The 25621-nt window shown below is 53.6% G+C and carries 16 protein-coding genes and 3 pseudogenes; 9 read left to right on the forward strand and 10 right to left on the reverse strand.

Annotation, left to right across the window (positions count from 1 at the left end; genetic code table 11):
- Positions 1-20 precede the first annotated feature (20 nt).
- The 3 genes from BEN30_RS08050 to mtoX are packed head-to-tail and all read right to left on the reverse strand — an operon-like array spanning position 21 to position 3663.
- Positions 21-1184: a cytochrome-c peroxidase gene (locus BEN30_RS08050; RefSeq protein WP_069957833.1), complete on the reverse strand. Its 1164-nt coding sequence runs from the start codon at positions 1182-1184 to the stop codon at positions 21-23.
- A 53-nt stretch (positions 1185-1237) separates the two neighbouring features.
- Positions 1238-2221 carry an SCO family protein gene (locus tag BEN30_RS08055; protein WP_084005249.1) on the reverse strand — a complete coding sequence of 328 codons (984 nt, stop codon included), beginning with the start codon at positions 2219-2221 and terminating at the stop codon, positions 1238-1240.
- 32 nt (positions 2222-2253) lie between these two features.
- Positions 2254-3663 carry a methanethiol oxidase gene (gene mtoX / locus BEN30_RS08060; RefSeq protein WP_084005251.1) on the reverse strand — a complete coding sequence of 470 codons (1410 nt, stop codon included), beginning with the start codon at positions 3661-3663 and terminating at the stop codon, positions 2254-2256.
- Between the two features lie 286 nt (positions 3664-3949).
- Here mtoX and BEN30_RS08065 point away from each other — a divergent pair, with 286 nt between their 5' ends.
- Positions 3950-5632, forward strand: coding sequence for an NADH-ubiquinone oxidoreductase-F iron-sulfur binding region domain-containing protein (locus tag BEN30_RS08065; protein ID WP_139134922.1), 1683 nt, complete (start codon positions 3950-3952; stop codon positions 5630-5632).
- Positions 5629-8355 (forward strand): formate dehydrogenase subunit alpha, encoded by a 2727-nt coding sequence (fdhF, locus tag BEN30_RS08070; protein ID WP_069957836.1) that lies wholly within the window; start codon positions 5629-5631, stop codon positions 8353-8355. The genes BEN30_RS08065 and fdhF overlap by 4 nt, the downstream gene beginning before the upstream one ends.
- An 87-nt stretch (positions 8356-8442) precedes the next feature.
- Here the strand turns inward: fdhF and gfa are convergent, their stop codons facing one another.
- The gene (gfa, locus tag BEN30_RS08075) at positions 8443-9000 is read right to left on the reverse strand and encodes an S-(hydroxymethyl)glutathione synthase (RefSeq protein ID WP_069957837.1); all 558 of its coding nucleotides are present in this window, start codon (positions 8998-9000) and stop codon (positions 8443-8445) included.
- 769 nt (positions 9001-9769) lie between these two features.
- Here gfa and BEN30_RS18610 point away from each other — a divergent pair.
- Positions 9770-17521, forward strand: coding sequence for a beta strand repeat-containing protein (locus BEN30_RS18610; protein ID WP_069957838.1), 7752 nt, complete (start codon positions 9770-9772; stop codon positions 17519-17521).
- 148 nt (positions 17522-17669) lie between these two features.
- On the opposite strand, the gene BEN30_RS18970 is transcribed toward BEN30_RS18610, so the two are convergent.
- From BEN30_RS18970 to BEN30_RS19310, 4 genes and pseudogenes are all read right to left on the reverse strand, one after another.
- A complete protein-coding gene (locus BEN30_RS18970; protein WP_084005253.1) occupies positions 17670-17792 on the reverse strand; it encodes an arsenate reductase/protein-tyrosine-phosphatase family protein in 123 nt (40 codons plus the stop codon).
- Positions 17789-18835, reverse strand: a complete 1047-nt coding sequence (gene arsB, locus BEN30_RS08085; protein WP_139134923.1) for an ACR3 family arsenite efflux transporter — start codon at positions 18833-18835, stop codon at positions 17789-17791. Before arsB ends, BEN30_RS18970 begins: the two co-directional genes overlap by 4 nt.
- 172 nt (positions 18836-19007) lie before the next feature.
- Positions 19008-19352, reverse strand: a pseudogene (locus BEN30_RS08090) (integrase core domain-containing protein); the annotation flags it as partial.
- On the reverse strand, positions 19235-19582 hold the full coding sequence (locus BEN30_RS19310) for a helix-turn-helix domain-containing protein (protein ID WP_084005257.1): 348 nt from the start codon (positions 19580-19582) through the stop codon (positions 19235-19237). The pseudogene BEN30_RS08090 and the gene BEN30_RS19310, both read right to left, overlap by 118 nt.
- Between BEN30_RS19310 and BEN30_RS08095 the strand changes: the two genes are divergently transcribed.
- From BEN30_RS08095 to BEN30_RS08105, 3 genes are all read left to right on the forward strand, one after another.
- The gene (locus tag BEN30_RS08095) at positions 19524-19826 is read left to right on the forward strand and encodes a hypothetical protein (RefSeq protein ID WP_170826994.1); all 303 of its coding nucleotides are present in this window, start codon (positions 19524-19526) and stop codon (positions 19824-19826) included. The genes BEN30_RS19310 and BEN30_RS08095 overlap by 59 nt on opposite strands.
- On the forward strand, positions 19819-20052 hold the full coding sequence (locus BEN30_RS08100; protein ID WP_069957842.1) for a hypothetical protein: 234 nt from the start codon (positions 19819-19821) through the stop codon (positions 20050-20052). The genes BEN30_RS08095 and BEN30_RS08100 overlap by 8 nt, the downstream gene beginning before the upstream one ends.
- A 72-nt stretch (positions 20053-20124) precedes the next feature.
- Positions 20125-20556 (forward strand): hypothetical protein, encoded by a 432-nt coding sequence (locus BEN30_RS08105; protein WP_069957843.1) that lies wholly within the window; start codon positions 20125-20127, stop codon positions 20554-20556.
- 1047 nt (positions 20557-21603) lie between these two features.
- On the opposite strand, the gene BEN30_RS08110 is transcribed toward BEN30_RS08105, so the two are convergent.
- On the reverse strand, positions 21604-22179 hold the full coding sequence (locus tag BEN30_RS08110; protein WP_069957844.1) for a biliverdin-producing heme oxygenase: 576 nt from the start codon (positions 22177-22179) through the stop codon (positions 21604-21606).
- A 76-nt stretch (positions 22180-22255) separates the two neighbouring features.
- Here BEN30_RS08110 and BEN30_RS08115 point away from each other — a divergent pair, with 76 nt between their 5' ends.
- Together BEN30_RS08115 and BEN30_RS08120 are read left to right on the forward strand one after the other, a co-directional pair.
- Positions 22256-24562, forward strand: coding sequence for an ATP-binding protein (locus BEN30_RS08115; protein WP_069957845.1), 2307 nt, complete (start codon positions 22256-22258; stop codon positions 24560-24562).
- Positions 24563-24622: 60 nt separating this feature from the next.
- A pseudogene (locus tag BEN30_RS08120) lies at positions 24623-24760 on the forward strand (transposase); the annotation flags it as partial.
- A 40-nt stretch (positions 24761-24800) separates the two neighbouring features.
- Here the strand turns inward: BEN30_RS08120 and BEN30_RS17915 are convergent.
- Positions 24801-25016, reverse strand: a pseudogene (locus BEN30_RS17915) (IS30 family transposase); the annotation flags it as partial.
- 175 nt (positions 25017-25191) lie between these two features.
- On the opposite strand from BEN30_RS17915, the gene tnpA reads away from it, so the two are divergent.
- Positions 25192-25563 carry an IS66-like element accessory protein TnpA gene (gene tnpA, locus BEN30_RS08125; protein ID WP_069957846.1) on the forward strand — a complete coding sequence of 124 codons (372 nt, stop codon included), beginning with the start codon at positions 25192-25194 and terminating at the stop codon, positions 25561-25563.
- Positions 25564-25621: the final 58 nt, after the last annotated feature.

Here is a 25621-nt window from a genome sequence, read left to right on the forward strand (position 1 = left end):
CCTCCCACCCTTGCGGATGATCAGTGTGTTGGGTTGCCCACTTTTGTACTGCGTGCATCTGCGATCAAGGCTTCAATGTTATCCCCGGTCAAGCTTTCCAAGAAACGGACCAATGCACGTTGCTCTTGCGTCGTCATCCCCAGGGGTTTGAGCTTTTCATCCAGTCCTGGGTTCTTCAAGCCGCCCTGGTTGTAGAATTTGACCACGTCTTCAAGCGTTCGCAAAGAACCTTCGTGCATATAGGGCGCGGTTTTGGCAACGTTGCGCAGCATCGGCGTTTTGTATTTCCACCGATCATGGGTATCCAAGGTCACTTCATAGCGCCCGATATCCTCCGGTTTTTCCTGCCCGACCGCATTGATCGCTGCCCGCGTCACGGTGCCGCTGACGCCCGGTGCGAGGTACACTTCGACGTCACCCTCCTGGGGGCCGAAGGTGTTGAAGTAACCGACCCCGGTGTTGTGAAAGGCGTTGTCGGTGAAGAGCGCATGATCCCCGTCAATAGTATGACATGCCACACATCCGCCCTTGCTGACGAACAGATTGAAGCCGGCCTTGACCTCTTGCGACACGGCATCCTCTTCATTGCCGAAATACCACCGGTCAAACGGTGAATTGGCGGACAGAACTGTGCGTTCATAAACCGCTATAGCGTCTCCCAGGACATCTAAACTTACCGGCGCGTTGTAGGCCTGTTCGAACAAGCCATCATAGTCTTTTGTATGACGGATGGTTTCAATCACGTAACCCAATGAGGGATTGCTCATTTCCACCCGTGACGTGAGTGGGCCGAACACCTGATGTTCCAGATCGGGGTCTCGCCCATCATGAAACATGGTGGTGTAATAGGCCGCATTGAGTATTGTCGGCGCATTGCGGCGCACGGTGCGCCCCTCCATACCGACGGCTGTGGCGATTTCGTTGACCGTGAAGCCTTGTTCCGGCACGTGGCACATGGCGCACGAAATGGTGCCGTTGTGCGACAGGCGGCGATCAAAAAACAGCTTGCGCCCCAACGATACCTTTTCAGGCGTGATCGCCGCCAGCACCGATTTAGGCAAGGACGGCAAACCCAAGGGTGGATTGTGCGCCCGTTGGACGGCATTTTGGTCGAACGACGTGATGGTCAATTCAGCACCATCAACAGTCCCAAGCGCAGACCCGCAGCCCACAATCGCCAACATCACGCATCCTGTACGAATTACAGCGTGAATTTTCTTATACCATTTGGCCCTCCTCATTTGGCCGCGCTCATGCGTTGTTCCAAAAGCAATGTCTTCAGATCGTTGACCACCAGCTCCGGGTAAAGGAACGAGGTCGAATAGATGTTTCTGACCTTGTGGTTCCGGTCGACCAAATAGACCTTAAGCACGTGCGAAAATGAACCGATCTGATGCCCTTCCTCGTCAATGTCTTTGACGATGTATTGACCGTAACCATCCAAGATCGGATTCAAGTCGGCTTCCGATGCTGTGGTTAAAAAAGTCCAGGTTTGATCCACCGTTCCTTTTTGCACAGACCAACTTCCATCGGTTTGTTTCGCGGCGCCTCTGCAAATGGACTCTGGCCCCAAAAGCGCAACCATCTGTGTGGCCTGCTCGGTTCCGAATTTTGCTTCCAAGGTGTGGAAGTGCAAACTGTGGTCGACGCTATCGTCAGCATGGACATTGGCAAAATCCGCCATCACGTCCGGGGTATCATTGATCGGATCGAAGCTCAAAGTCACCATTTTGATGCTGGATTTCAGCGATGGGTCCGCATTGATCAGGTCTTCAACCTCATAAAAGCTTGAAATCGCCATGGGGCATCCGGTTTCATCACCGCATTGGGTATAGATGAAACTGATCAAACCGACCTTGTCGCCAAGGATATCGAACAGCTTTCGTTTTTGGCCCAATACATCCACGACATCGCCATCAACGCCGCGGCCAATTCTGGCCAATACATACGTTCCGGGTTCGGGCGGGGTAAACTGCACGCCGCCTGGGTTGACGATGACCCGCGCCTGGGTCATGTCGACGGTGGAGCGCTTTGCTTGTGGCCTAGACTGAGTGGCCTTAAGTGGTTCGTTTTGGGTGTCATGCGCCGCAGCGCCATCCCTAAAGTCGCCCCAAGAAAAGAATGCGATGGCGGCACAGGCCGCCATCGCAAACGCGGTGAGGAAAGACGTCTTAGGGGTGACGAATGAGAAATCGCCTTTACGGTTGGGATGATGTCTCATGTGTCTTTCCTTCCTATACGGGTCACTACGGATCAGTTTTGCACTTTGGTCGATTGGACCAAAGACGCGGACTGCTTAGCTTTGTCTTTCTCGATCATGGCCGCCGTTTTGCCGTACAAAGAGTATGCGCCGAACCGCATCTGGTGCGCACGGCCCAGCTTTTCCTTCAAGAAATCGATCGAAAACTGTTCCGTCATAGCCTTGCCGTCCCAGTTGTAAGCCTTGAAGAACTGCTCGCCGTCTTCACCCTTCTTATCCCAGTTCGCCAACAGCGAGGTGGTGTAGTACATGCGCTTGCCATCCCAAGACTGCGAAGCCATGTTCACCTGCTTGCCAACCGTATGTTCGTAGATCTGCTTGGGGTGGTGCGGATCGGAAATGTCGAACAAACGGGATTTGGCGTCCATGAAGGTCTGCACCCACATGTAGTTATCGTCGGCGGAAATGGAGATGTCGACCGGCAGCGGAATCTTCGATGGATCACCAATGTCGGCCACCGCCTCAGCCTGCCATTCGCCCTTGTCATCTTCATAGATCAACCAGATCTTCGATGTCAGGGCCGTGGTGGTGAAGGCATAGTTGTGGGTCGGGCCCCAAGCAAAGCGCAATTCCAACGGCGCGCCCGGAACGTCGAGCACTTTGGTGGGCTTTCGCGAATGCAAATCCCAAACCGTTACCGTGTTGCCGAACCGTTTCATGGCTTCCGGATCTTGCAGCATTTTGCCGAAGTCCATCATGTAGTTGGACCAGCCGGTAAACGACGAGGTCAGCATCACGTTACGGCGCGGCAACACGCGGACATCATAATTGTATCCGTCAGTCATCGAACTCAACTTGGCCCCGCCGCTGTCCTTTTTGGTCGGCACCCAGTGGGTGGAGATATATTCGCCCTCGTTGGTGTATTCCACCAACGCGGTTCGACCGCCATGGTCTTGGTCGTTGGAAAGACCCGTGATCATGATACGACCCGGTAGTGCATAGGTCGTGTGCGGGCCGACAACGCCGCCTGACTTTTCGACGAAGTCATTGATGACTTTGTAAACCGTCGGCTTGGCGGGGTCTGAATGGACATCAAACAACCACAGCTTGGAGGTATCCAGGCCACCTGCCCACAGATACTGACGGTCATCCGTAAAGCCCGAATGGTGAGCTTCGTTGCGTCCGCCAACGGACAGGGAGTTGACGACTTTGCCATAGCTCGGAGAATCCGGGCGGACATCGACGGTGACCAATTTATCGGAACCGTCTCCCAGACCCTCGATACCAAGCGTCCACACGTAAACAAAATCTTCCTGGCCGGTGATTTTCGCCATGTAAGGTGACTGGCACGTTTCATCGGCCAGAACTCCGCTGGGCGCTGACATGGTCGTGGCACCCAATAGCGCCGCAGCAGCAAATGCGTAACGGGCGCTTTTACTACGAACAATATTATAGATATTCATACACTTTCCTCCCGGTTTGACTATAAGACTGACAAAATCCGACGATTATTATTGTTATTTATCAGATAATTGACAGTACAAATTACCTTTTCACTGTTGTGTTTACTTAGGACACGTGATAGAGCAATTGTCATTCATCTTGTAATTTTTATAATTATAAATGAAATTGTTTAATTCAATTGGTTGATAGCTTTTAACTATTAAGCTGAAATTGCTTTCCAAAATGAGGGATTAGCGCTTCGCCGCATATAGCCGATGCAAAACAATCATGAAAAATGGTCCAGAAATGACTGAGCAACCGCGCCGCAAAAACTCCTCCGCCTTCCCCAAGGGGCGCAGTTTGAACGAGCAGAGTGGGACGGATATTCTCGACCTTGTGGCCGATTCGGCCCTTGCTCACGCCAATTTTCCCCGCGATGAATTAATTGAATACCTTCACCTCATCCAAGACCGCTATGGGCACATCTCGCCTGATCGGCTCGCCGCGCTGGCGCATGTGATGAAGCTGTCCCAGGCCGAGGTCTATGAGACCGCAACATTTTATGCGCACTTTCAAGTCACGCGAGACGGTGATGTAGCACCGCCACCGCTCACCATTCGCGTGTGCAATGGTCCAAGCTGCAAGATGCAAGGTGCCGAGGCCTTAGTCCATGAGCTCGGCGACCTGCAAGGCGGCGCCCGCATTGAAGAGGTACCGTGCGTTGGGCGCTGCGATGGCGCTCCGGTCGCCGCCCTAGGCAAAAATATCATCCCCTCGGCCACCGCCCAAACGGTTGCTGCGGCGACAAGGTCCGGTGACAGCAAAGCCAAAATCGGGACCTATGAAAACTTGGATGGTTATTTGGCAGCAGAGGGTTACCAGGCATTCCACGCTCTGATGAGCGGCGTGCTCACCCGCAAAGATGTTTTTCGCGAACTTGAGGTGTCCGGCTTGCGTGGACTTGGTGGTGCGGGATTTCCGGTGGCGCAAAAATGGCGTTTCCTGGACGGTCAGACCAAACCGCGAGTGGTCGCTGTCAACGCCGATGAGGGCGAACCCGGCACTTTCAAAGATCGCCATCTTCTCGAAACGCAGCCTCACCGGGTGCTCGAAGGCGCGTTGATCGCCGCTTTCTCAATCGAAGCCGACGACGTGTACATCTATCTGCGCGACGAGTACCCGCACATCCACACGATCTTAAGTACCGAGATCGAGCAGCTGATGCGCCGCGCACTCACCCACGGTATTCGCCTGCATCTGCGGCGCGGCGCCGGGGCCTATGTGTGCGGCGAAGAAAGCGCCATGCTGGAAAGCCTGGAAGGCAAACGCGGATTGCCGCGCAATCGCCCACCGTTTCCGGCCCAAGCGGGCCTGTTCGGCCGTCCGACCTTGGTCAACAATGTCGAGACCCTGTATTGGGTGACCGATATCTTGAACACTGGGGGCGCAGATTTTCTGGCGCGGGGACGTCGGCATTTTTATTCGGTGTCGGGGCGCGTTAAAACGCCGGGCGTCAAGCTGGCCCCGGCGGGGGTGACGGTCCGCCAGTTGATCGATGACTACGCCGGCGGCATGTCTGAAGGTCATGTGCTGAAAGGCTACCTGCCGGGTGGGGCTTCGGGTGGCCTGTTGCCCGCCAGCCTTGCCGACGTGCCGCTCGATTTTGGCACTTTGGAACCGTACGGATGTTTCGTCGGCTCCAGCGCCGTTGTGGTGCTGTCCGATCACGACGATGTGCCGAACTTGGTCCGCGACCTGATGGACTTTCTCGCCCACGAAAGTTGCGGGCAATGCACGCCGTGCCGTTCCGGAATTCCAAAACTGCAAAGTTTTCTGGACGATCCCCATGCGCACCGGGACATCATCGAAGAGCTATCGCAGGTGATGCGGGACGGATCGATCTGTGGCCTGGGTCAGGCCGCCCCCAATCCGGTCATTAGTGCACTGCGTCACTTTAGCGATGACTTCAAGCCCAAGGACCGCGCATGACAAACCCCATCGCCTTCACCCTCAACGGTCAAGCCGTCACCGCTGAGTCCGGAGAAACCATCTGGCAGGCCGCGAAGCGCCACGGCATCGATATTGAGCATCTCTGTTACAAACCCCGCCAAGGCTATCGCGCGGACGGCAACTGCCGGGCTTGCTTGGTTGAGGTCAAGGGCGAGCGAACCTTGGCCGCGTCGTGTCGCCGCCCTGTGCAGAGCGGCATGGACATTCGCACCGATACGCCGCGTGCCCAAACGGCCCGGCGCATGGTCGTGGAAATGCTGTTGGCGGACCATCCCGGCAACACGGACGCCACCATTTCCGATGTGCGTGCCTGGGCAGACCACATGGGCCTTGCGGAGAGCCGCTTTGCGTCGCCCACCCAAGCAGACGCAGACCAAAGTCATCCCGCCATTCACTTTAAACCGTCGGCATGCATCACCTGCGGGCTGTGCATTCGCGCTTGCCGGGACGTTCAATCCAACGATGTGATCGGTTTCTCAGGAAGGGGAGCGCACACCCGCATCGTTTTTGACCAAGGTGACGACCTGGGCAACAGCACCTGCGTGGCATGCGGCGAATGTGTCGAAGCCTGCCCCACGGGGGCGCTGCGCCCGGCCCATGAAGCCTTCGCCCCCCAGACAGGCGATCAAAAAATTGCCTCCACCTGTCCGTTTTGCGGTGTCGGCTGTCAAATCGAATACACCGAACGTAAAGGCAAAATCGTCCTTGCCGAAGGACTGGACGGTCCGTCTAATCACCACCGCCTGTGCGTCAAGGGGCGCTTTGGGTTTAGCTACACCCACAATGTCGCACGCCTCACCAAACCTCTGATCCGCAAGGGCGGAGCGGCCAAGACCCCCGCAGATATTCCACCGCCCGACAAACGCTTAGACGCCTTTCGCGAAGCCACCTGGGATGAAGCCTTGGCACTGGCTGCAGACGGTTTTAAAACCATCCGGGCCCGCGATGGCGGCGCGGCGCTGTCGGGATTTGGGTCCGCCAAGGGCTCCAACGAAGAAGCCTATCTGTTTCAAAAGTTGATTCGCACTGCGTTTGGCTCCAACAATGTCGACCACTGCACCCGTTTGTGCCACGCCTCCTCAGTTGCGGCACTGCTGGAGGGCGTCGGGTCCGCCGCCGTAACAGCCCCATTCATGGCCGCCGAGGAGGCCGACGTGATCATCCTTATTGGATCACGCCCCGAATGGAATCACCCCGTCGCCGCCGCATGTTTCAAAACCGCCGCCAAACGCGGAGCGAAACTGATCATCTTTGACCCACGCGGACAGGGATTGGCACGCTATGGTCAGCAACTGAACTTCAAATCCGGCACCGATGTGGCGCTGATCAACGCCCTGCTCCACACCATCATTTTTGAAGGACTGACCGACCAGAATTTCATCGCCAAGTTCGTTGACGGTTATGATGAACTGGTTAAGGCCGTAAAGGATTATACCCCGGAACGCATGGCGGACTTGACGGGCATTGACGCGTCCATTCTGCGCCAGGTGGCGCGCCAATATGCGACGGCCAAACGTTCCATCATCTTTTGGGGCATGGGCGTGTCGCAACATGTCCACGGCACCGACAATGCACGCGCCTTGATCGCCCTTGCGCTGATCACCGGACACATCGGTCGTCCCGGCACCGGACTTCATCCCCTGCGCGGCCAGAACAATGTTCAGGGCGCATCTGACGTCGGCTTGATTCCCATGTTCTTGCCCGATTATGCGTCCATTAAGGATGACGCCGTTCGCGCCCGGTTCGAGGCGGCATGGGGTACCAAACTGTCCCCAATTCCGGGTCTTACGGTGGTGGAAACCATGGACGCCGCCAACGCGGGCGTCATCAAGGGCATGTATGTGATGGGGGAAAATCCGGCCATGTCTGACCCCGATGCCAACCATGCCCGCGCGGGTTTGGCCAAGCTGGAACACTTGGTGGTTCAAGATATATTTCTCACCGAAACCGCATGGCTGGCAGACGTGATCCTGCCCGCTTCGACGTTTTACGAAAAAACCGGCACCTACACCAACACCAACCGTCAAGTGCAGATGGGCCGGAAAGTCGTTCACCCGCCTGGCGATGCACGTCAAGATTTTGATTTGATCTGCAATTTGGCCGAACGTCTGGGGTGCGCATGGAACTACGCGGGCCCTGAAGAGGTTTATGCGGAAATGCGCACCCTGATGCCCTCGATATCGGGTATATCGTGGGACCGTCTGCAACGCGACAACAGCGTCGTCTACCCCTGCACGGACGAACACTTGCCCGGCCAAGACATCTTGTTCGGCGATGGCTTCCCCACGGCATCCGGGCGTGCGCGTTTGGTACCCGCCGACTTGACACCGCCCGATGAGATGCCCGATGAGGCGTATCCCTTCCTGCTCACCACCGGACGTGTTCTGGAACACTGGCACACTGGCGCGATGACCCGCCCGGCGGATGTCTTAAACGCGATTGAGCCACACCCCACCGTGTCGCTCCACCCCAAAGCCATCGGCAAGCTGGGCGTGAGCGCAGGGGCGCACGTCAAGGTCGAAAGCCGTCGCGGAGAAGTGGAACTGATGGTTAGGGCTGACCGCGACGTCCCGGAAGGTCTCGCCTTCATCCCGTTTTGTTTTCACGAGGCCGCCGCCAATCTTCTGACCAATCCAAAGCTGGATCCCTACGGCAAAATTCCGGAATTCAAAGTCTGCGCAGTCAAGGTCACCGCCCTTTGAGTGCACGCCTTAAAAAAACCGCCCGCCGTTTGGGATAACGACGAGCGGCCAAGTCACCTCAACGAACGGACGAGGTTGGGGGATAAATCATTTCGCCATATGGGCGGCGATGGCGTCCATCAACGGGGGAGACAGGCAGTCATAAGGCTCCAGGTTCAATTCCTTCAGCCGTGCGCGCACGCCTGACATGTCTTCTGGCTTGGTGCCCGATTCGATGATCGAAGAAACAAATGCGGCAAACTCGGCCCCAGACCAACCGTCACTGTCTGACAACTCGGTGTGGATGAAATCCAGGCCGTAGAATGGATGACCGGTATTTTCAATGCGTCCATACATGTGAGTACCACATTCCGTGCAAGCATGGCGTTGGATCGTGGCACTTTCATCAACGACCTTCAGCTTATGAGCGTTAGCCGTCACGGTCACTTTGTCACGTGGCACAACGGCCACTTGCGAGAACAACGCGCCTGCCGGTTTCCAACATTTTGTGCAGCCACAGACATGGTTATGGGCGCTTTGCGCCGCCACGCGGACAACGACCTTGTCGGTAGCGCAGTTGCAACTCAATTCGCCGCCATTGAAACCATCAGCGCCAGCTTTGACGCCGCCGTCAACAGCCGGATGAATTTTCACAGAATCACTCATTTAAAACCTCCACGAATAGACACCTAGTACTTATACAATACTAGACATATTGTTATAAATTTATGATTTCAAAATAATTTAATCGTTTAATTCCGTAAATTGCATTTATATTTATGAATTGATAGAAATAGCCTATGACAACTTTCCATGAAGCAGCAGACTCATCTGCAAGATTTGCGATGATATACGGGTCATTTTGTATACGCTTCAGATCTGACACGGTTGATGATATGTGCACCGAGGATCTGCTCACAATCCCAGGACAAATGCTGTCGTTCCGCGCCCTCTTTAGGAAGGTTTGTATATTTCGTGTAACTCAAATTTATAGGCGCCGTCCACATGGTCCGTCGTCGAGGAGATTGCATATCGGTCACGGGTTATTCCTGTTGGTAGCTGGAGGCAGCTACCGCCAGTTTCGACCTTTTGTTGAAGTCGTGAGAATTCACATAAAGAAATGAAATATTTCAACGAGTTGTCGATAAGTTATACAAACCAACGCATTCAACAGAGGGCACGGCCTTACGACTACTGCCAGCCTGCAAGCGGCCATTCAGAAAGGTCAGGTCTGCTTTGGGGTGCTTAGCGGACGTTATTTCAGGGATCATCTAATATTGGTTGCGATACGAAGGACATTTGGGAAATGTCGGTTTAGACTATTTTGTTTTGTATTAGTTTTATGCTAACCATGACAATAACCACATATCAATTGTGTGTATAATAAGTCTAATGTGCTCGATGTTTTTTAACCATCTTCCATGAGGGCCTCATTATGGAAGGCTATATTTTTGATGATCTGAGCACACAACATTCGGATCATGTTAAAGTATTGGAACCATCTAACACCCACGGCAATATTGAATTGCCATCCGGTGAAGATTTTGTGCGTGCCTATTTCAACCGTGCTGGCCCTGACCTTTTGATCCAAACAGCCAGCGGCAGCCAGTTTTTAGCCCCCGATTTTTTCATGACGGAAACACCACCCGCACTGATCACGCCTGAGGGTGCCACTCTGTCCGCTCAGCACATTACGGCCCTGGCCGGACCAGTTGCCCCGGGCCAAGTGGCGCAGTTGGGCTTTGGTGCGCCTGCAACGCAACAAGACGCCGGCCTGGGCGTACCCATCGGCCAAGTCAATGAAGCTGAAGGTCAAGTCACCGTCACCCACCCCGACGGCACGCAAGGAACGTTGCTTACCGGTGGTTCTGTGTTTCAAGGCGACGTTTTGCAAACCGCCAGCGGAGCCAGCGTCAGTGTTATTTTTGTCGATGACACGGTGTTTTCCCTGGCCGAAGACGGCCGCATGGTCTTGGACGAAATGGTCTATGACGCCAGCGCGCAAACCGGGGTGTTCAAAGCCGAAGTGGTGCAAGGGGTGTTTTCGTTTGTCAGCGGCCAAGTGGCAAAGACCTCGCCCGATGGCATGGTCGTCAGCACCCCGACCACGACGATTGGTATTCGCGGCTCTACGGTGTTGGGTAACGCGGCGGCGGAGGGGGCGGAAAACAAAGTCACTCTGGTCCCCGACGTGGATGGTAAAGTAGGCGAAATCGTTATCAACACAGGTGGCGGCAGCATCGTATTGAACAGCGCCGGGGCGACGACCACCGTGACCAGCGCCAATGGCGCGCCGTCTAAAGTGGTGGTTTTGTCCCAAGCCGCCATCCAAAAAAGCTTTGGCGCGACGCTGACGAAATTGGTCAAGGTGGTGGCGCAAAAAGCTGCCGCCGATGCCACGCGGGCTGAGGCCCAGGCCCAAGCCAAAGGTGCAGAATCCAAGCAGGCCGCCGCCGAGGCCAAGCAGGCGGGCGAAGCGGCGCAAAAAGCCGACGAAGCGGCGCAAAAGGCCGACGGTGAAGCCACTCAGGCTGAAGCCGATGCTGCTGCTGCCAAAGCCGAAGCCGCTGCCGCCCAAGCGGAAGCCGAAGCCTCGGGCGACCCGGAAGCCATTGCTAAGGCTGCTGCCGCCGAAGCCAAAGCCGCCGAGGCCACCGCCAAGGCCGAAGCCGCCAAAGCCCAGGCCGAAGCCCAAGCTGCAGAAGCCGCCCAAGCCAAAGCCGAAGCCCAAGCCAAAATAGCTGCCGCGGAAACAAAGGCCGCAGAGGCGCAAGTCGCCGTCGCTCAGGCACAACAAGCCCAACAATTCAACACTCTGGCAAAATCAGCTGAGGCGACCCAAACCAAGGCTTTTGAAACCGCCCAAAAGGCCGAGGCTGACACGGCGGCGACCGCGCAAAAAGCCGACACGGCGGACACCGCGCAAAAGTCCAGCACCACCGACGGTCAAAACACCGAAGGAAACAATGGAAATGACGGCACGGGACAAACCGATGCTGCCGCCGCTGCCGCACAAGCCGATGCCCTAGCCGCCGCAGCCGCAGCCGTCGCCGAAGCCCTAGCCCAAGCTGAGGCCGCTGCTGCGGAAGCCGAAGCCCAAGCGGCGGCAGAAGCAGCGGCGACGGCCAAAGCGGAAGCGGCAGCTGCAGCCGAAGCCCAAGCGGCAGCAGATGCTCAAGCGGCTGCCGATGCCGCCGCGGCAAAAGCCGCAGAAGACAACACCCCCGCCGCAAACCAGGCCCCCACGGCCGCAGACACAAACGACACCACCACCGAAGACGATAGAACCCCCATTTCCGGAACCGTCTCCGCCACGGACCCCGAAGGTGGCGCGATCACCTACAGCCTTGGCACATTCAACGCCGCACACGCAACCATCACCATGGACAGCGACGGCACCTATACGTACATCCCGGAAGCCAATTATTTTGGCACCGACACCTTCACCTATATCGCCACCGATAATGGGGGACTGACGGCGACGGGGACCGTCACGGTCGAAGTGACGGGCGTCAACGATGACCCCACAGCCACCGATGAAACGCTGACGGGCGATGAAGACACCGTCATCACCGGAACGGTGAGTGCAAACGATGTTGATAATGATGCCTTGAGCTACACCGTGAGCTCAGCCGCTACGCACGGTACGGTGAACCTCGACAGCTCAACAGGTGTCTATACCTACACCCCTGAGGCCAACTATTTTGGCACGGACACGGTCGTGTTTTCCGCCAGTGATGGTAACAATGGCATCGCGACATCAACGGTCACCTTTACGGTTGCCTCCGTCAATGATGCGCCGGTGATTTCCACCATTTCGGCTTTTGAACCCAGCGGGAGCTTGGCGGCGGTCAACCAATATACGACGGGGTCGCAGGCCGATTCCAACGGCACCACAATGATTGATTCCGCCAAAATGACGAATGGCGACTATGTCGTGACATGGCTTGAAACCAACGGGCTGGACACCAGTTCCTATGGGATCGTCGCGCGGGTATTTGCGCCGGACGGCACGCCACGTGGGAACGAGTTTGTCGTCAACGATTACGTGACCAGTTATCAAAGTGACCCCCATGTTGCGGCCTTAAGTGGCGGTGGTTTTGTTGTCACGTTTGATTCCTCAACCTACACAGGGGACGCGACACAAACCGTTGTTGCGCGTCTTTACGACAATACAGGAGCACACCAGGGGGATTCGTTTGTTGTCCACACAGGTGCGGATCTTAATCAACAGCAAAACGAAGTCACCGCCTTGAGTGATGGTGGCTTTGTTGTGGGGTACTGGACGCAATCTACTTCCCTGGGGGCAAGCGGTTACGATGCGGCCTTTCAGCGCTTCGATGCATCAGGTACCAAGGTAGGGACCGAAACCCTTGCGACGTCAGCAGGAGGCGACCAAGGGCTTGCTGGCCTGTTGGGTTTGTCTGATGGAAAATTCGTTGCTGTTTTGGATAACTCCGGCGCCAAATGGCAGGTCTACAATGCTGACGGCACGACATATGGAAATCAGATCGCAGCCACTGTCCAACCTTTGGTGGCCACGACGGACGGCGGTTGGGTAGGCGTCACTAGAACAACAAGCGAAATTGTCGTCAAAGTTCTGAGTCAATCTGGCGCCCAAGTCGGTTCTGATATCATTGTCGGCACCTCCGGAGGGGCATCCACAACGACCGGATTTGATATGACCAAAACATCCGACGGCGGATATTTGGTCACATGGTTCGATGCCAATACGACTGGTAACAATGTCGCGACCATTGAAGGGTGTTATCTCAATTCCGATTTCACATTGCCCGGCGGGCAGTTCACAATTCAAAGCCCCGCCGATGCGGCAGGCAATGGTGCGACAACCATCGTCGGTCTGGATAATGGCAACGTCGCCATCCATTGGGATTCCAATTCCGATGGCAGCGGTTCCGCTGCACACGGTGGAATTTTACAACCCGTACAGCCGTCCACTACGGAAGACACCGTTTTCAACGGTCAAGTGAGCGCCACGGACGCTGATGGGGACACCCTGTCATACAGCGTCTCCACCCAGGCGACGAATGGCACCGTGTCAATCGACTCCAACACCGGCGCGTACACTTATACTCCGACAGCCAACTATAACGGCTCAGCTAGCTTTACCGTTCAGGTGAGCGATGGGAATGGCGGCATCGCCACCCAAACCGTCAGCATCACTGTCGCCTCCGTCAACGACGCGCCACTGACGGGCGGCACCAACGGCGACACCTTGCTTGTGGGCGGCACCGTTATTTTTCAAACCAGCCACCTCAACGCGACGGACGTAGACAACACGGATTCGGCCCTCATCTACACCCTCGTGTCCGTTCCGACGACGGGGTCCGTAGAGTTGAATAACGTGGCCTTGGTGGCAAACGGAACCTTCACCCAGGCCGATGTCGATGCGGGCAACGTCAAGTATGTGCAAAATGGATCACAGACCTCAACGGACATGTTCGGCTACACCGTAACCGACGGAACCCTCACCACCGCAGAACAAACGTTTACGTTGGCCATCGTTGACGCCCTAACGATTACCGGAACGACCGGGAACGATGTGCTTGTCGGTAACATCGGCAATGATTCCCTGTCCGGTGATTTGGGGTCAGACACACTTACTGGCGGAGCGGGTAACGATGCCATCAACGGCGGCACCGGTGATATGGGCATTGACGTTGCGGTGTTCACAGGCAACTACACCGATTATACCGTCACCGACAATGGCAACAGCACCTATACGGTCGCCGCAACCGCAGCCGCAATTGCGTTGGGCAATACCGACGGCAGCGACATTTTATCAAACATCGAAATCATGCGCTTCGCCGACCAAGATGTGGATCTGCCCTATAACCTGGGCACCAACAGCTCAATCTGGGGGACAACTGCCGACACCGTCACGGGCGGCATTCTGGGCGACACCATGTATGGCGGTTGGGCCGCCGACATCTTAAGCGGTGGCGCAGGCAATGACACGATCGACGGTGGCATTGATGACGATATCATCAACGGCGATGCGGGCAACGATACGCTCCTCGGCAATACTGGCAACGACATCATTAACGGCGGCTTAGGTAACGACAGCATCACTGGCGGTGATGGTATCGACCTCATCACTGGCGATGCCGGTGATGACGCCATCGATGGCGGCACGGACATGAGCATCGACGTTGCGGTGTTCACAGGCAACTACGCCGACTACACCATCACCAATAATGGCAACAGCACCTATACGGTCGCCGCAACCGCAGCTGCAATTGCGCTGGGCAATACCGACGGCAGCGACATTTTATCAAACATCGAAGTCATGCGCTTTGCCGACCAAGATGTGGATCTACCCTATCTCCTGGGCACCAACAGCTCAATCTGGGGCACGACCGCCGACACCGTCACGGGCAGCAGTCTGGGCGACACCATGTATGGCGGTTGGGGAGCCGACAACTTGAGCGGCGGCGCGGGCGACGACTATATCGATGGTGGCTATCATGATGATATCATCAACGGCGATGCGGGCAACGATACGCTCAAGGGCAATGTCGGCAACGACACCATCAACGGCGGCGCGGATACGGACACAGCGATATTTGCTGGCGCGATGGCAAATTACACCATGAGTTTTGCCGAGAACGGCACCTTGACCATGACCGACACGGTAAGCACTGACGGCACCGACACCCTCACCAGCATTGAAACCTTAAGCTTCTCAGATGGCGCCATCACCGTTGCCAACCTGTCGGGAGAACGCTTAATCAACACGACGACGACGGGCAATCAAACGGTTTCAAGATCTACGGATTTGAACGATGGTGGTTCCATCGTTTCATGGTACGACGCCAACACGTCGCAAGTCTTTATGCAACGCTACGATGCCGCAGGGACTTCCGTCGGCGGGGAAACCCAGATCACCTCATCTGCGTTGGCCAACACCTGGTACGATATCGAAGCCTTTGACAACGGCGGCTATGGCGTGTCGTGGACAAACGGGGTGAACGTGTATGCCAACCTTTACGACGCAAACGATACGCAGGTTGGCACGACAATTACACTGAACACCGCAGACGCTGACCATGCCAGCATTGCACAAACCTACAACAGTGGCTTTCTTGCCACCTTTACGTCCATCGATGCGGACGGCACAGGTATCTATGGCCGGTTCTACGATTCCACTGGCACGGCATTGACCAACCCGTTTATGATCAACACCGTGACGACCGCCGATCAGACTTCCCCTCGCTCAACAACATTGAACAACGGCAACGTTGTCGTCTCGTGGATATCGAGCCAAGTCAATGCCCCCGACACGGGCGTGTACGCGCGCATTGTGAAATTCGATGGCACGGCGGTTCAATATTTGTCGGGCGAACTGATGGTCGAAAACAATGGGGCCCTTGTGGAACTCGGCCATAGCTTGACCAGCTTGAACGATGGTGGCTTCGCCATCGCTTGGCTCAGCGGCACCTCTTCAACCGCTTCGCCCACCACCACATTCAACATTTTTGTGCAACGCTATGACGAAACCGGTTCCGTTTTTGGCAGCAAAATCGCGGTCGGCAGCATCGATGCGATCACAGCTTATACCGACACCGCAATTACCGCACTGGAAAATGGCGGTTTCGTAGTCACCTGGACCAACGAGACGACGCCCGGCGATTTCGACATTATGGCTCAAATCTACGATGCAAGCGGCGTTGCCGTAGGCGGCAATATCACCGTCAACACCACGACCACGGGTATTCAAACCCAACCCAGCGTAGTGGCAACGCCCGATGACGGTTTTATCGTCACTTGGAATTCCACCGCCGCTGGAAATGACGACATTTACACGCAGCGTTTCGACGCGGTGGGCACCAAACTGGGCTACACCTCCCTGACCGGTGATGCGGGCTACAACACCTTCAACATCAACCCAGGTAATGCTCTGCTCGACATCAACGGGTTGGGCGGCACGGATGCGGTCATCTTTGGCGGCACGTCCGTAGACACGAACTTTGCCAAAATAAGCCAGGTTGAGACCGTCACCGGCGGTGCAGCCAGGGACATCGTGTTGATGGGCAACACCATCAACAACACCCTGACCGTCGATTTGGGTGCTGGACTTGATACGGTGAAGCTGGCCGATGGCGGCAACACCAACAGCTTTACCAATGTCGAAGACATCATCGGCGGCAGCGGCAATGATATCATCACGCTGCTGACGACATTCACCCTGCCGGATAAGGCGTCGTTCAGTGGCGAACAGGGCGTTGATACGTTGAACCTCGCCAACGGCGGCAATGTCATCACGGAGATCTATGGATTTGAAACCGTCAACGGCGGAACGGGTTCGGACGTTCTCTCCAGCAGCCAGAGTGTAGAACTCAAAGGTGCCACGGTTTCCAGCATCGAAATCATCAATATCGACACCGACGACAATGGTCAGAACGGCCTGTATCTGGACAGCACGACGTCGTTCACCACATCCACCACCGTCAACGGAAGCACCGCTGGAAACGATGTGATCGGGTCCGACGACGGCATGAACTTAACCAACCTCATCGTCGGGTCCGGCATCGCGGCTATCTCGCTCGACTGGGATGTGGACAATACAACGGTGTTAACCATCGATGCCAACACCTTGGCCACTGCCGGTTCCCTCTCCATCTTTGGTAATGGCGCAAACGATTCGATTGCACTGTCTGGTTCTGGCACCTTTGACTTTTCAACCAAGACCCTCTCCTTCATTTCGGCCATCAACGGTGACAACAGCGGGCAGGTCATTGTCGGCAGCGCCGAAGCGAACAATATTATTCTTGGTAACGGCGACAACACCGTCACCGGCGCTGGCGGTCAGGACACATTAACGGGGGGGACTGGGATAGATATTTTTAACTACACGGCCCCCACGGAGTCCGACATAAACACCGGCGACACCATCACCAATTTTGATGCAGGCACATCCTCAACAAGCGTTGACATCATCAACCTGTTTGGCCTTCAAACCGGAACTTGGGGCGGCACGATTGGTGACTTTACGGGTTCTGCAGGGGCAACATTTTCTGCCACCGGCAATACGCAAATCGCCTTCAACGATACGTCAAAATTATTGCAAGTCGATGCCAACGGCGACGGCACTGCAGACATGGACATCACCCTGACCAACGTCTCCATCACAAATTTGGACTCAACAGATTTCAGCTTCGTCTGATGCTTCCAGAGCTTCGCCTGATGCTTCCAGGTCCAGGCCTTAGAGACTGTCATTTTCGTCGGGGCGTTTGTAGAACGTGGTGCGTTTAGGGTGTCCGTCGTCAAAATCTTTGGGCCAATGGATCGTCTGATTTAACGGAGGATCTGGCTCACCTGGGTTCGGACCCGGCGCTACGCACCCGCACGGCAGGGTCTAACAACTGACGGGCCAAACCCTCGGCTATCTGACTGCGAGCCGAATTGGCCACACACAGAAACAAGATGTCTTTCATTTGCGGCCTCCCGAGCGCAATTGCGGCGCGGCGTACCAACCCCGCGTACTGTTGACGATTTTAACCACCGACAGCATGACCGGAACTTCCACCAGCACACCGACCACGGTGGCAAGCGCGGCACCGCTATCGAACCCAAACAGGCTGATGGCTGCCGCCACGGCAAGTTCAAAAAAGTTGCTGGCGCCGATCAAGGCCGAAGGTCCCGCGACGTTGTGGCTTTCCCCTACGGCACGGTTGAGCAGGTAGGCGAGGCCGGAGTTAAAATAAACCTGAAACAAGATTGGCACCACCAGGATGGCGATGATCAGGGGCTGGTTCAGAATTTGCCCCCCCTGAAATCCAAACAACAAAACCAACGTGACCAGCAACGCACTGATGGAGACCGGGTCTAAGGCGTGTAACACGCGCTCCAGACGTTTGGGGCTTCCGGAACTTAAGAGCCGCTTGCGGATGACCTGAGCGATCACGACAGGAACGACGATATAGATCAGCACGGACAGAAATAAGGTGTCCCACGGCACGGTGATGGCCGAAAGCCCCAGAAGAAGGCCTACGATGGGCGCAAAGGCGAACACCATGATGACGTCGTTTAAAGCCACTTGGCTGAGCGTGAAGTGGGGTTCTCCGTTGCACAAATGGCTCCAGACAAAAACCATCGCCGTGCAGGGCGCGGCCGCCAGAATGATCAGGCCCGCGATGTAGGAATCGATCTGATCTGGGGGCAGATACGGTGCGAAGACATGGCGTAGGAACAGCCAACCAAGAAAAGCCATCGAAAAAGGCTTCACAGCCCAATTGACGAATAACGTCACACCGATGCCCCGCCAATGTTCGCGCACGCGGTGCAATGCACCAAAATCGATCTTCAGCAGCATCGGCACGATCATCAGCCAGATGAGCATGGCCACAGGCAAGTTAACCTTGGCGATTTCGATTCCACCGATGGCCTGAAACGGTTCGGGAAAGAACGAGCCCAACGCAATCCCGATCACGACACACAAGGCAACCCATAGGGTCAGGTAGCGACCGAACAGGCCCAGGGCTGCGGTGTTTTTCGAAGAAGACATCTCTGGTTCCTTCCGCGTGAATTAAGCCGATTTGGTGCAACAGTTCGATTTAGGCTCGACAGTGCGGATGCACTGTCCGTCGTCAAAATCTTTGGGCCAATGGATCGTCTGATTTAACGGAGGATCTGGCTCACCTGGGTTGATGTTAAGCGGCTTGCCGCTGATGGTTCAAGCGGCGTTTCTGGATTGTCTGTTTTTTGATGCGTTTTCTCCTTTCCTTAATGGCGGTGTCGCGACCAAAGTAGACGTCGGTGGGCGTGACGTTGCCGAGGCTTTCGTGATAGCGCTGGTGATTGTAGTGTTTGACAAAGGCGTCAATCTGATTTTCCAGATGCCCCGGCAGGTAATAGTTCTCCAGCAGGATGCGGTTCTTCAGGGTCTGGTGCCAACGCTCGATTTTGCCCTGGGTCTGAGGATGGTTGGGCGCTCCCCGCACATGGTCCATTTTTCGGTCTTCCAGCCACTCGGCCAGATCGCCGGAGATATACGACGGGCTCCTGTAGATTTCAGGTCAATCAATCCATCAGGGCCTTTAGCATTGAAACGCAAAACCCAATCCCGAATGCTTTGAACATCAACATTCGCATGTCGAGCGGCATCAGAACGAGACGCCCCATCATAAATTAGAGAAAGGGCCAACAGACGACGGGCTTGCTTGCTGTTGGAAGATAACAAGAAAAAACCGGGGGCATCCATTTCTCTGGCCGAAGACAAAAACATGGCGCAAGCGGGACTCAATCATCCGACAAAATTCTTGTTGGGAAAACGAGCCATCGTTCCTGAGAAAAGTTCTTTTGTTCAGTCAAAACTAGGAACAATCCCAGAGCCTCAAAAGCTTTACCTCAAGGCACACCTCAATAACGAAATGGAACTGGACAGCATGTCTGCACGCCGGTTCGGACGAAAAAAACAAAAACCTTGGACACCTTCGTCCGAACACATAAAGGAATTCCAAAATGCGTAATGAAATGAATGTCACTGACATTTTGCATGCTGTTACGGAGCTTGCCGTTGCAGATATCTCTAGGTCCGGAAGCCCGCAAATCAAGTGCAGTGTCATGGAAGCATGCGAAGCCTTGATTGATGCAGGGCTTATTCCGATAGAAGTTGGCCCAGACATCTGGCGATGTTGTGAAAACCACCAGCACAACTCAATCGCAGCGTTGCGATCATACATCGAAAACAAATGAATTTTTTAACAGCCCCAACAGAGCTATGCGGGGGCTGTTCATTTCAACATAAATATATACGGAGCATTATAAATGATACTCAATGACTTAATAAAACTCACCCTTGAAACATTGATTTCTCAACACCGAGATCGCTTTGATTTGAGCTATTCAAATGATAGGGATTTAGAGGGGTTACTATGCATAGGTTCCAGTCCTGCAGATGGGCGTATTGTTAAAAACATTCTTACGAACTGGGTGTTTATTACTTTTTCCGATAATCAGTTAGTGGAGAGAGAAGTCATTCTTACTGGTGCGGGTCAATCTGGACATTTTGCCACCAGTCCAGTCGTTCATTACAATCGTGAACAGTCATGGGTCGTCACGCGGAATGGTTCTCTCTACTTGCTAAATGGACCTGTAGGCGAAATCCCTTTTGATACGTCAAGAGTCATGTTTGTTGCAGGACTCTTTAATTTCTGGGGAATTGGCCAGACTTTAGGCATGCCTCCTGTCTTCTTTTAACAGGATAGTTGATATCAATACAATTGCCCTTATGCATGATTTGACATGATGGCCAAGCACTCCGCGTTGGTGCGTTTGCAACGTACCAATGCGGAAGGGCCCCAGGATTATTCGTGTTGAGCAGGTGAGGTGTTAATACAAATATTTACGGCGGTGTGTCATCACGCAAAGCAGTTTCATTTCTTTTTAAGGTCCGCATGCAAATCAGACTTACAGAAATTTAAGACTGATGCTGATTACGAACGTCATTAATTCCAGGAACCTCGGCCACGTTCTTGGCATCTCCGCAATCATATTCAGACCTAGAGTTCCTTTCCATGGTTCTTTTGATTGACCATTCAATATCGGTCCATATTTATAAAAATTGACTGTGGTACCCGCGGACTGATCCGTCACATGAATTTTTAGCTAAAGTGACGCTATGCCCCTTTTGATTTTCTAGCGTTGTCCTTAACTTGATAGAACGTGAATTCATTTGAAATGGAAACGACAATGCAAAACAAGAATACAATTCCGCCAGTGCCAAAGTTTGCAACCGGGAAACTAGACCAATATAACATCTGGTTCACTTGTGACGCTTCACCAGCGTTCAAATACAAAACGGAACCTCATAGCCAAGTAGAGGCTGAATGGTTCTGGTGTAGCAGTGCTGTCGGATTTGCCCATTTCATCAACAGCCCTGATCAACCTGCCCCAACTTCAATTGCTGGTCAGTCAATTTGATCATCAGGGAGTTGGGTTAGGGGCTAATATTATGAGGCGTTCTTAGCAGCGGAGCAGCGGCCTATTTTTCTGGCTTCTTAGAAGAGCTGCTGTCCTGGGGTAGGGGTACGGGTTAAAAATTACCGCATGGTCAGCAAGCAAATAACTTCCGCTGTGCACCTGCATACCGGACATTTAATCGAGTGATTTTGAAAAGCTGAGATTCAATGCTTGCACTTTCCCCAAAAGCGGCCATTTTTCTGGGCTTCTAAACACGGTGAAAAACATCCACTTACTGACATGAAGTAGCCCTCCAGAAGGTTTATTGAGGGCGCAATGCGTAGGCTAACTTTGGCACAGCAATATCCAAGTCATTAGGGCTAGGAACGTCTCCCTGGCGCTGGCGCTAGCCGATCTAACGCCAGCTTCAGTTTGAATCGAAAGCTCAATTCCTTTAGTGAATATTTTCCAATCCGAAGACAACGTTTCCGAGGGTGCCGCAAAATATGACATACAGTCATCCGGTATAGAACCCTTAGCTCTGAGCGCTTTATGTATGACCGCACCACCTAAGCGCGATCCGTTTAAGACGTACAACACCCCAAGCCCACCCTCAATGTCTACGGGTTGAGGAATAAATGGGCACTCTGCAATGGTTTTGATTTCTTCAGGCGAGCATCCCAAAGCCTGCAAATCGTTGCGTAAGTTAGGAACGCGAGCCTTCCAATCTATGGGGAGAGACTGTTGAGCCAATCCATGTTCGACTGGCCCCCAAAAACCAATAAAAGCGCTCAATACTCTTTTGTAGCGCTGAGGCGTAATTTGACCACTTGCCAACTCTTGCAATATGGGCACGCTCTCAATCGCTTCATGGAGCTGTTTGGTGCCAGTTCGAAGGTCATGTAAAGCTGTAAAGTGCATAAAAAGAACTATTCACATAGGGTTGCGATAACCATATAATATCAGCCAGAGGCTTTTTGTATCGAGTTTTTTACGCATGGACACCCGCAGTCTTGAAGAAATACTATCTATGCCTCGTTCAACCTGCGAGGCAGAACCTATTCATAGAGCTCCTGGTGTTCACCCAAGTGGGGTCCTTGTCATTTTAGGTTTGTCTAATTTCGAGATCATCGCCTACAGCAAAAATGCCTCCACTCATTTTGATTTCAGTCCCAATCTTCTAGGCCAAAGCCTTCTAGAACTTCTCCCTGACCTCAAAAGCACCGTTGAAGCGGTTACAAATTCCCCCCGGTCGCCATTTTGCGCCACCAATTTGGTCTATAATGGACGCTCTTTTGGCACGGTTGTTCACAGGGATGAAAATAGGCTGTTGGTGGAGCTCTTTCCTCAAGAAGAGCCAACTATCGCAGGCATCCCTCTTAATGAAGTTTCAAGCGGAAGCAGTTTCTTTGGTATTGTTCGGCAGATCCGTGAGGCGAAGGATTTGCGAGAACTGGCCCAGGTCGCCGCTCAAGAAATTCGCAAAGCCACTCATTACGATCGCGTGTTGATATACCGTTTTGATAAAGACGGGCATGGAGAAGTGATCGGGGAAGATATTTCGCCTGACTGGGATCAAAATTTTTTAGGATTCTTTTTTCCGGAATCCGATATTCCGGCACAAGCCCGAGCCCTCTATCGACGTAGCGTTCTCAGATATCTTCCGAGTGTAAACGCCGAACCTGTTCCTCTGGTTTCAGGGGGAGACCCAGCGGAAGCAGAACCTTTTGATATCGGTATCGCGTGGGGACGAAGTCAATCACCCATCCATCTGATGTACCAAAAGAATCTTGGTGTTGATGGGGCTATGTCTATTTCAATCATGCACGAAAATCATCTCTGGGGTATGGTTGTGTGCCATCATCGCACACCTCACTATGTCTCTCTGCCATCCATGTTGCTTGCGGTCAATATTGCCGAAGCCTTCAGCATGCATTTTGGAGATGTTGAACACATCGAAGAACATGTAGCACGCGAAAACCATGCAAAACTTCACGCGAAGCTGCTTGAGCAGATTGCTGGCTCTGACAGTGTGTTTGAAGCCATTTCATCTGGCCCCGTTACCCTGAAAGATTTGTTTTTTGCCAGCAGTAGTGCTGCCATTGTTTACCAAGACGAAACCAATCATGATCGTGTTTTAATCGTTGGAGAGTCTCCCCCAGATTCAGATATTATCCGCTATTCCGAATGGCTACGCGCTAACGTAATCACCCCACTGCAACCGATCTACACAACTGAATGCATTTCGGCAGAATTTCAAGACTTCAAGCAACATGCAGAAATCGCCAGTGGTGCGTTGGTCTGTGCTGTTGGGGAAGACCATCAAAACTTATTGATTTGGTTTCGTCCAGAAATCATCAAAACCATCCATTGGGGTGGCAACCCGTATGAAAAGATAAATAGTTCGGATAGCAAGATTGCATTGCCAAGACGGTCATTCGATCGCTGGACCGAGATAAAACGCAATCATTCGCGGCCTTGGCCCTCATGGAAATTGGTTATTGCAGAAAGCCTTCGCAACGCATTCAACGACTTGATTCTTCGCCAACTTAGGACCATGCGTCTGTTAAACAATGAACTCGCACGCAGCAATCGTGTGAAAACGGACTTTTTGGCAAACATGAGCCATGAACTACGCACGCCACTAAATGCCATTATCGGCTTTTCAAGTTCCATTAGGTCAGAATTGTTTGGCGCACTTGGACACTTTAAATACGGAGAATATGCGAATGACATTGAGGGGGCAGGGCAACACCTTCTGTCACTGATCAATGACATATTGGACATATCCGCGATTGAGGCTGAAAAGATCGAATTGTTTGAAGAGCCTTATAGTGTTCAAGATATTATCGACAACAGTTTGCTTCTTGTGCAAGGGCGTGCACACGACCAAGACATAAAACTTGTCTGCAGCATCAAAAACAGCCCCGTTATTATCAAGATCGATGCACGCAGGATTAAACAGGTTCTTATCAACCTAATGAGTAATGCTATAAAATTTACGCCGAAAATGGGTGCTGTCACAATCTCCGACAAATGCACTGACGACGGTGGATATTGTTTTGTCATTTCAGACACGGGCATTGGGATGTCAGAGGATGAAATAGAGAGAGCTCTGCAGCCTTTTGGTCAGGTTCGAGATGGCATGGAGATTTCACACGAAGGAAGCGGTTTAGGGCTTCCTTTATCAAAGAGATTGGTTGAGCTTCAGGGTGGGGAGTTGATTATCAACAGCGAAAAAGGCAAGGGTACGACAATTAATGTATGCTTCCCTCCGGACAGGGTCGTTGCTGCTAGGCCGTAAACTCATAAAATCTTAATGTGCGATGTGATTCAAGTGTTCCATTACAGCAGGAGGAACACCATGAAACGCCGCTACGAACTGACCGATTTTGAATGGTCTATCATCGAACCGTTGTTACCGAATAAGTCTCGCGGTGTGCCGCGTGTTGACGACCGGAAGGTTTTAAACGGCATCCTTTGGCGGTTTCGCACAGGTGCCCGGTAATACCCCCATTTTTAGGGGCGATGGATTCAATTGGTCACAGCAACACTGTGTCGAGTTTATGAGCTGGCGTTTCGAAGGCCAATGTTTTTCTTGGACGACTGTTGAGTTTTTCAGCAACTCTATTGAGGTCGCTCTGCGAATATCCTGACAAGCAACTTCCCTTGGGAAAATATTGCCGCAGCAATCCGTTCGTATTCTCATTTGTTCCTCGTTGCCAAGGACTGCTGGGGTCGCAAAAATATACGTCCATAACTACATCGCGACGGTTGTTGAACGCCAATCGCGGTTTACAGTTTTGGTGAAAGTAGATGGAAAAGACACAGAGACCGTTGTAGCGTGTCCGTCCGGTGACCCCGCCCTTTTTCTGATCTAAGGATTGCCCTTAGTATCCACTTATCGATGGTGGACACCAAGGGTATATCTCAATGACAGTGAAGCGTCGGATTTGGTCGACTGAAGAGAAGCGTTCCATCTGTTTGCAGGCCTCAGCGCCGGGCGTTTCGGTGGCGCAGGTTGCACAGCGGTATGCGATGAATGCGAACCTGATTTTCAAATGGCTGCGGGACGCACGGTTTGCTCCAGAGATGGGGGCGCATCGCGAGGCTGTCTTCCTGCCCGTGGAGGTCTCCCCGCATGTCTTGACCGATGAGCCCATGGCACCGGGCGCGGTTCCTCCGGCTGGTGGTCCAGTTGGCGGTCTGGTGCGCATCGAGTTGGCGGGCGGTCACCGGATTATTGCCGAGGGTGAATTTGATCCGGATGCCCTGGGACGGTTGTTAAAGGGGTGGCTTTCATGATCCCGGTGCCGAGCAATACGCGGGTGTGGTTGGCGGCGGGTGTTGTCAACGGCGGAGT

Origin of the sequence: Magnetovibrio blakemorei, from assembly GCF_001746755.1 — a bacterium.
GTDB lineage: Bacteria > Pseudomonadota > Alphaproteobacteria > Rhodospirillales > Magnetovibrionaceae > Magnetovibrio > Magnetovibrio blakemorei.

Bases quoted from the DNA above. Each gene is read 5' to 3' on its own strand.
- fdhF (WP_069957836.1), top strand. From the start codon at position 5,629: ATGACAAACCCCATCGCCTTCACCCTCAACGGTCAAGCCGTCACCGCT.
- gfa (WP_069957837.1), bottom strand. From the start codon at position 9,000: ATGAGTGATTCTGTGAAAATTCATCCGGCTGTTGACGGCGGCGTCAAA.
- BEN30_RS18610 (WP_069957838.1), top strand. From the start codon at position 9,770: ATGGAAGGCTATATTTTTGATGATCTGAGCACACAACATTCGGATCAT.
- BEN30_RS08100 (WP_069957842.1), top strand. From the start codon at position 19,819: ATGCGTAATGAAATGAATGTCACTGACATTTTGCATGCTGTTACGGAG.
- BEN30_RS08065 (WP_139134922.1), top strand. From the start codon at position 3,950: ATGACTGAGCAACCGCGCCGCAAAAACTCCTCCGCCTTCCCCAAGGGG.
- BEN30_RS08055 (WP_084005249.1), bottom strand. From the start codon at position 2,221: ATGAGACATCATCCCAACCGTAAAGGCGATTTCTCATTCGTCACCCCT.
- mtoX (WP_084005251.1), bottom strand. From the start codon at position 3,663: ATGAATATCTATAATATTGTTCGTAGTAAAAGCGCCCGTTACGCATTT.
- BEN30_RS08105 (WP_069957843.1), top strand. From the start codon at position 20,125: ATGATACTCAATGACTTAATAAAACTCACCCTTGAAACATTGATTTCT.
- BEN30_RS08115 (WP_069957845.1), top strand. From the start codon at position 22,256: ATGGACACCCGCAGTCTTGAAGAAATACTATCTATGCCTCGTTCAACC.
- BEN30_RS18970 (WP_084005253.1), bottom strand. From the start codon at position 17,792: ATGAAAGACATCTTGTTTCTGTGTGTGGCCAATTCGGCTCGCAGTCAG.
- BEN30_RS08110 (WP_069957844.1), bottom strand. From the start codon at position 22,179: ATGCACTTTACAGCTTTACATGACCTTCGAACTGGCACCAAACAGCTC.
- tnpA (WP_069957846.1), top strand. From the start codon at position 25,192: ATGACAGTGAAGCGTCGGATTTGGTCGACTGAAGAGAAGCGTTCCATC.
- BEN30_RS19310 (WP_084005257.1), bottom strand. From the start codon at position 19,582: ATGTTTTTGTCTTCGGCCAGAGAAATGGATGCCCCCGGTTTTTTCTTG.
- BEN30_RS08050 (WP_069957833.1), bottom strand. From the start codon at position 1,184: ATGTTGGCGATTGTGGGCTGCGGGTCTGCGCTTGGGACTGTTGATGGT.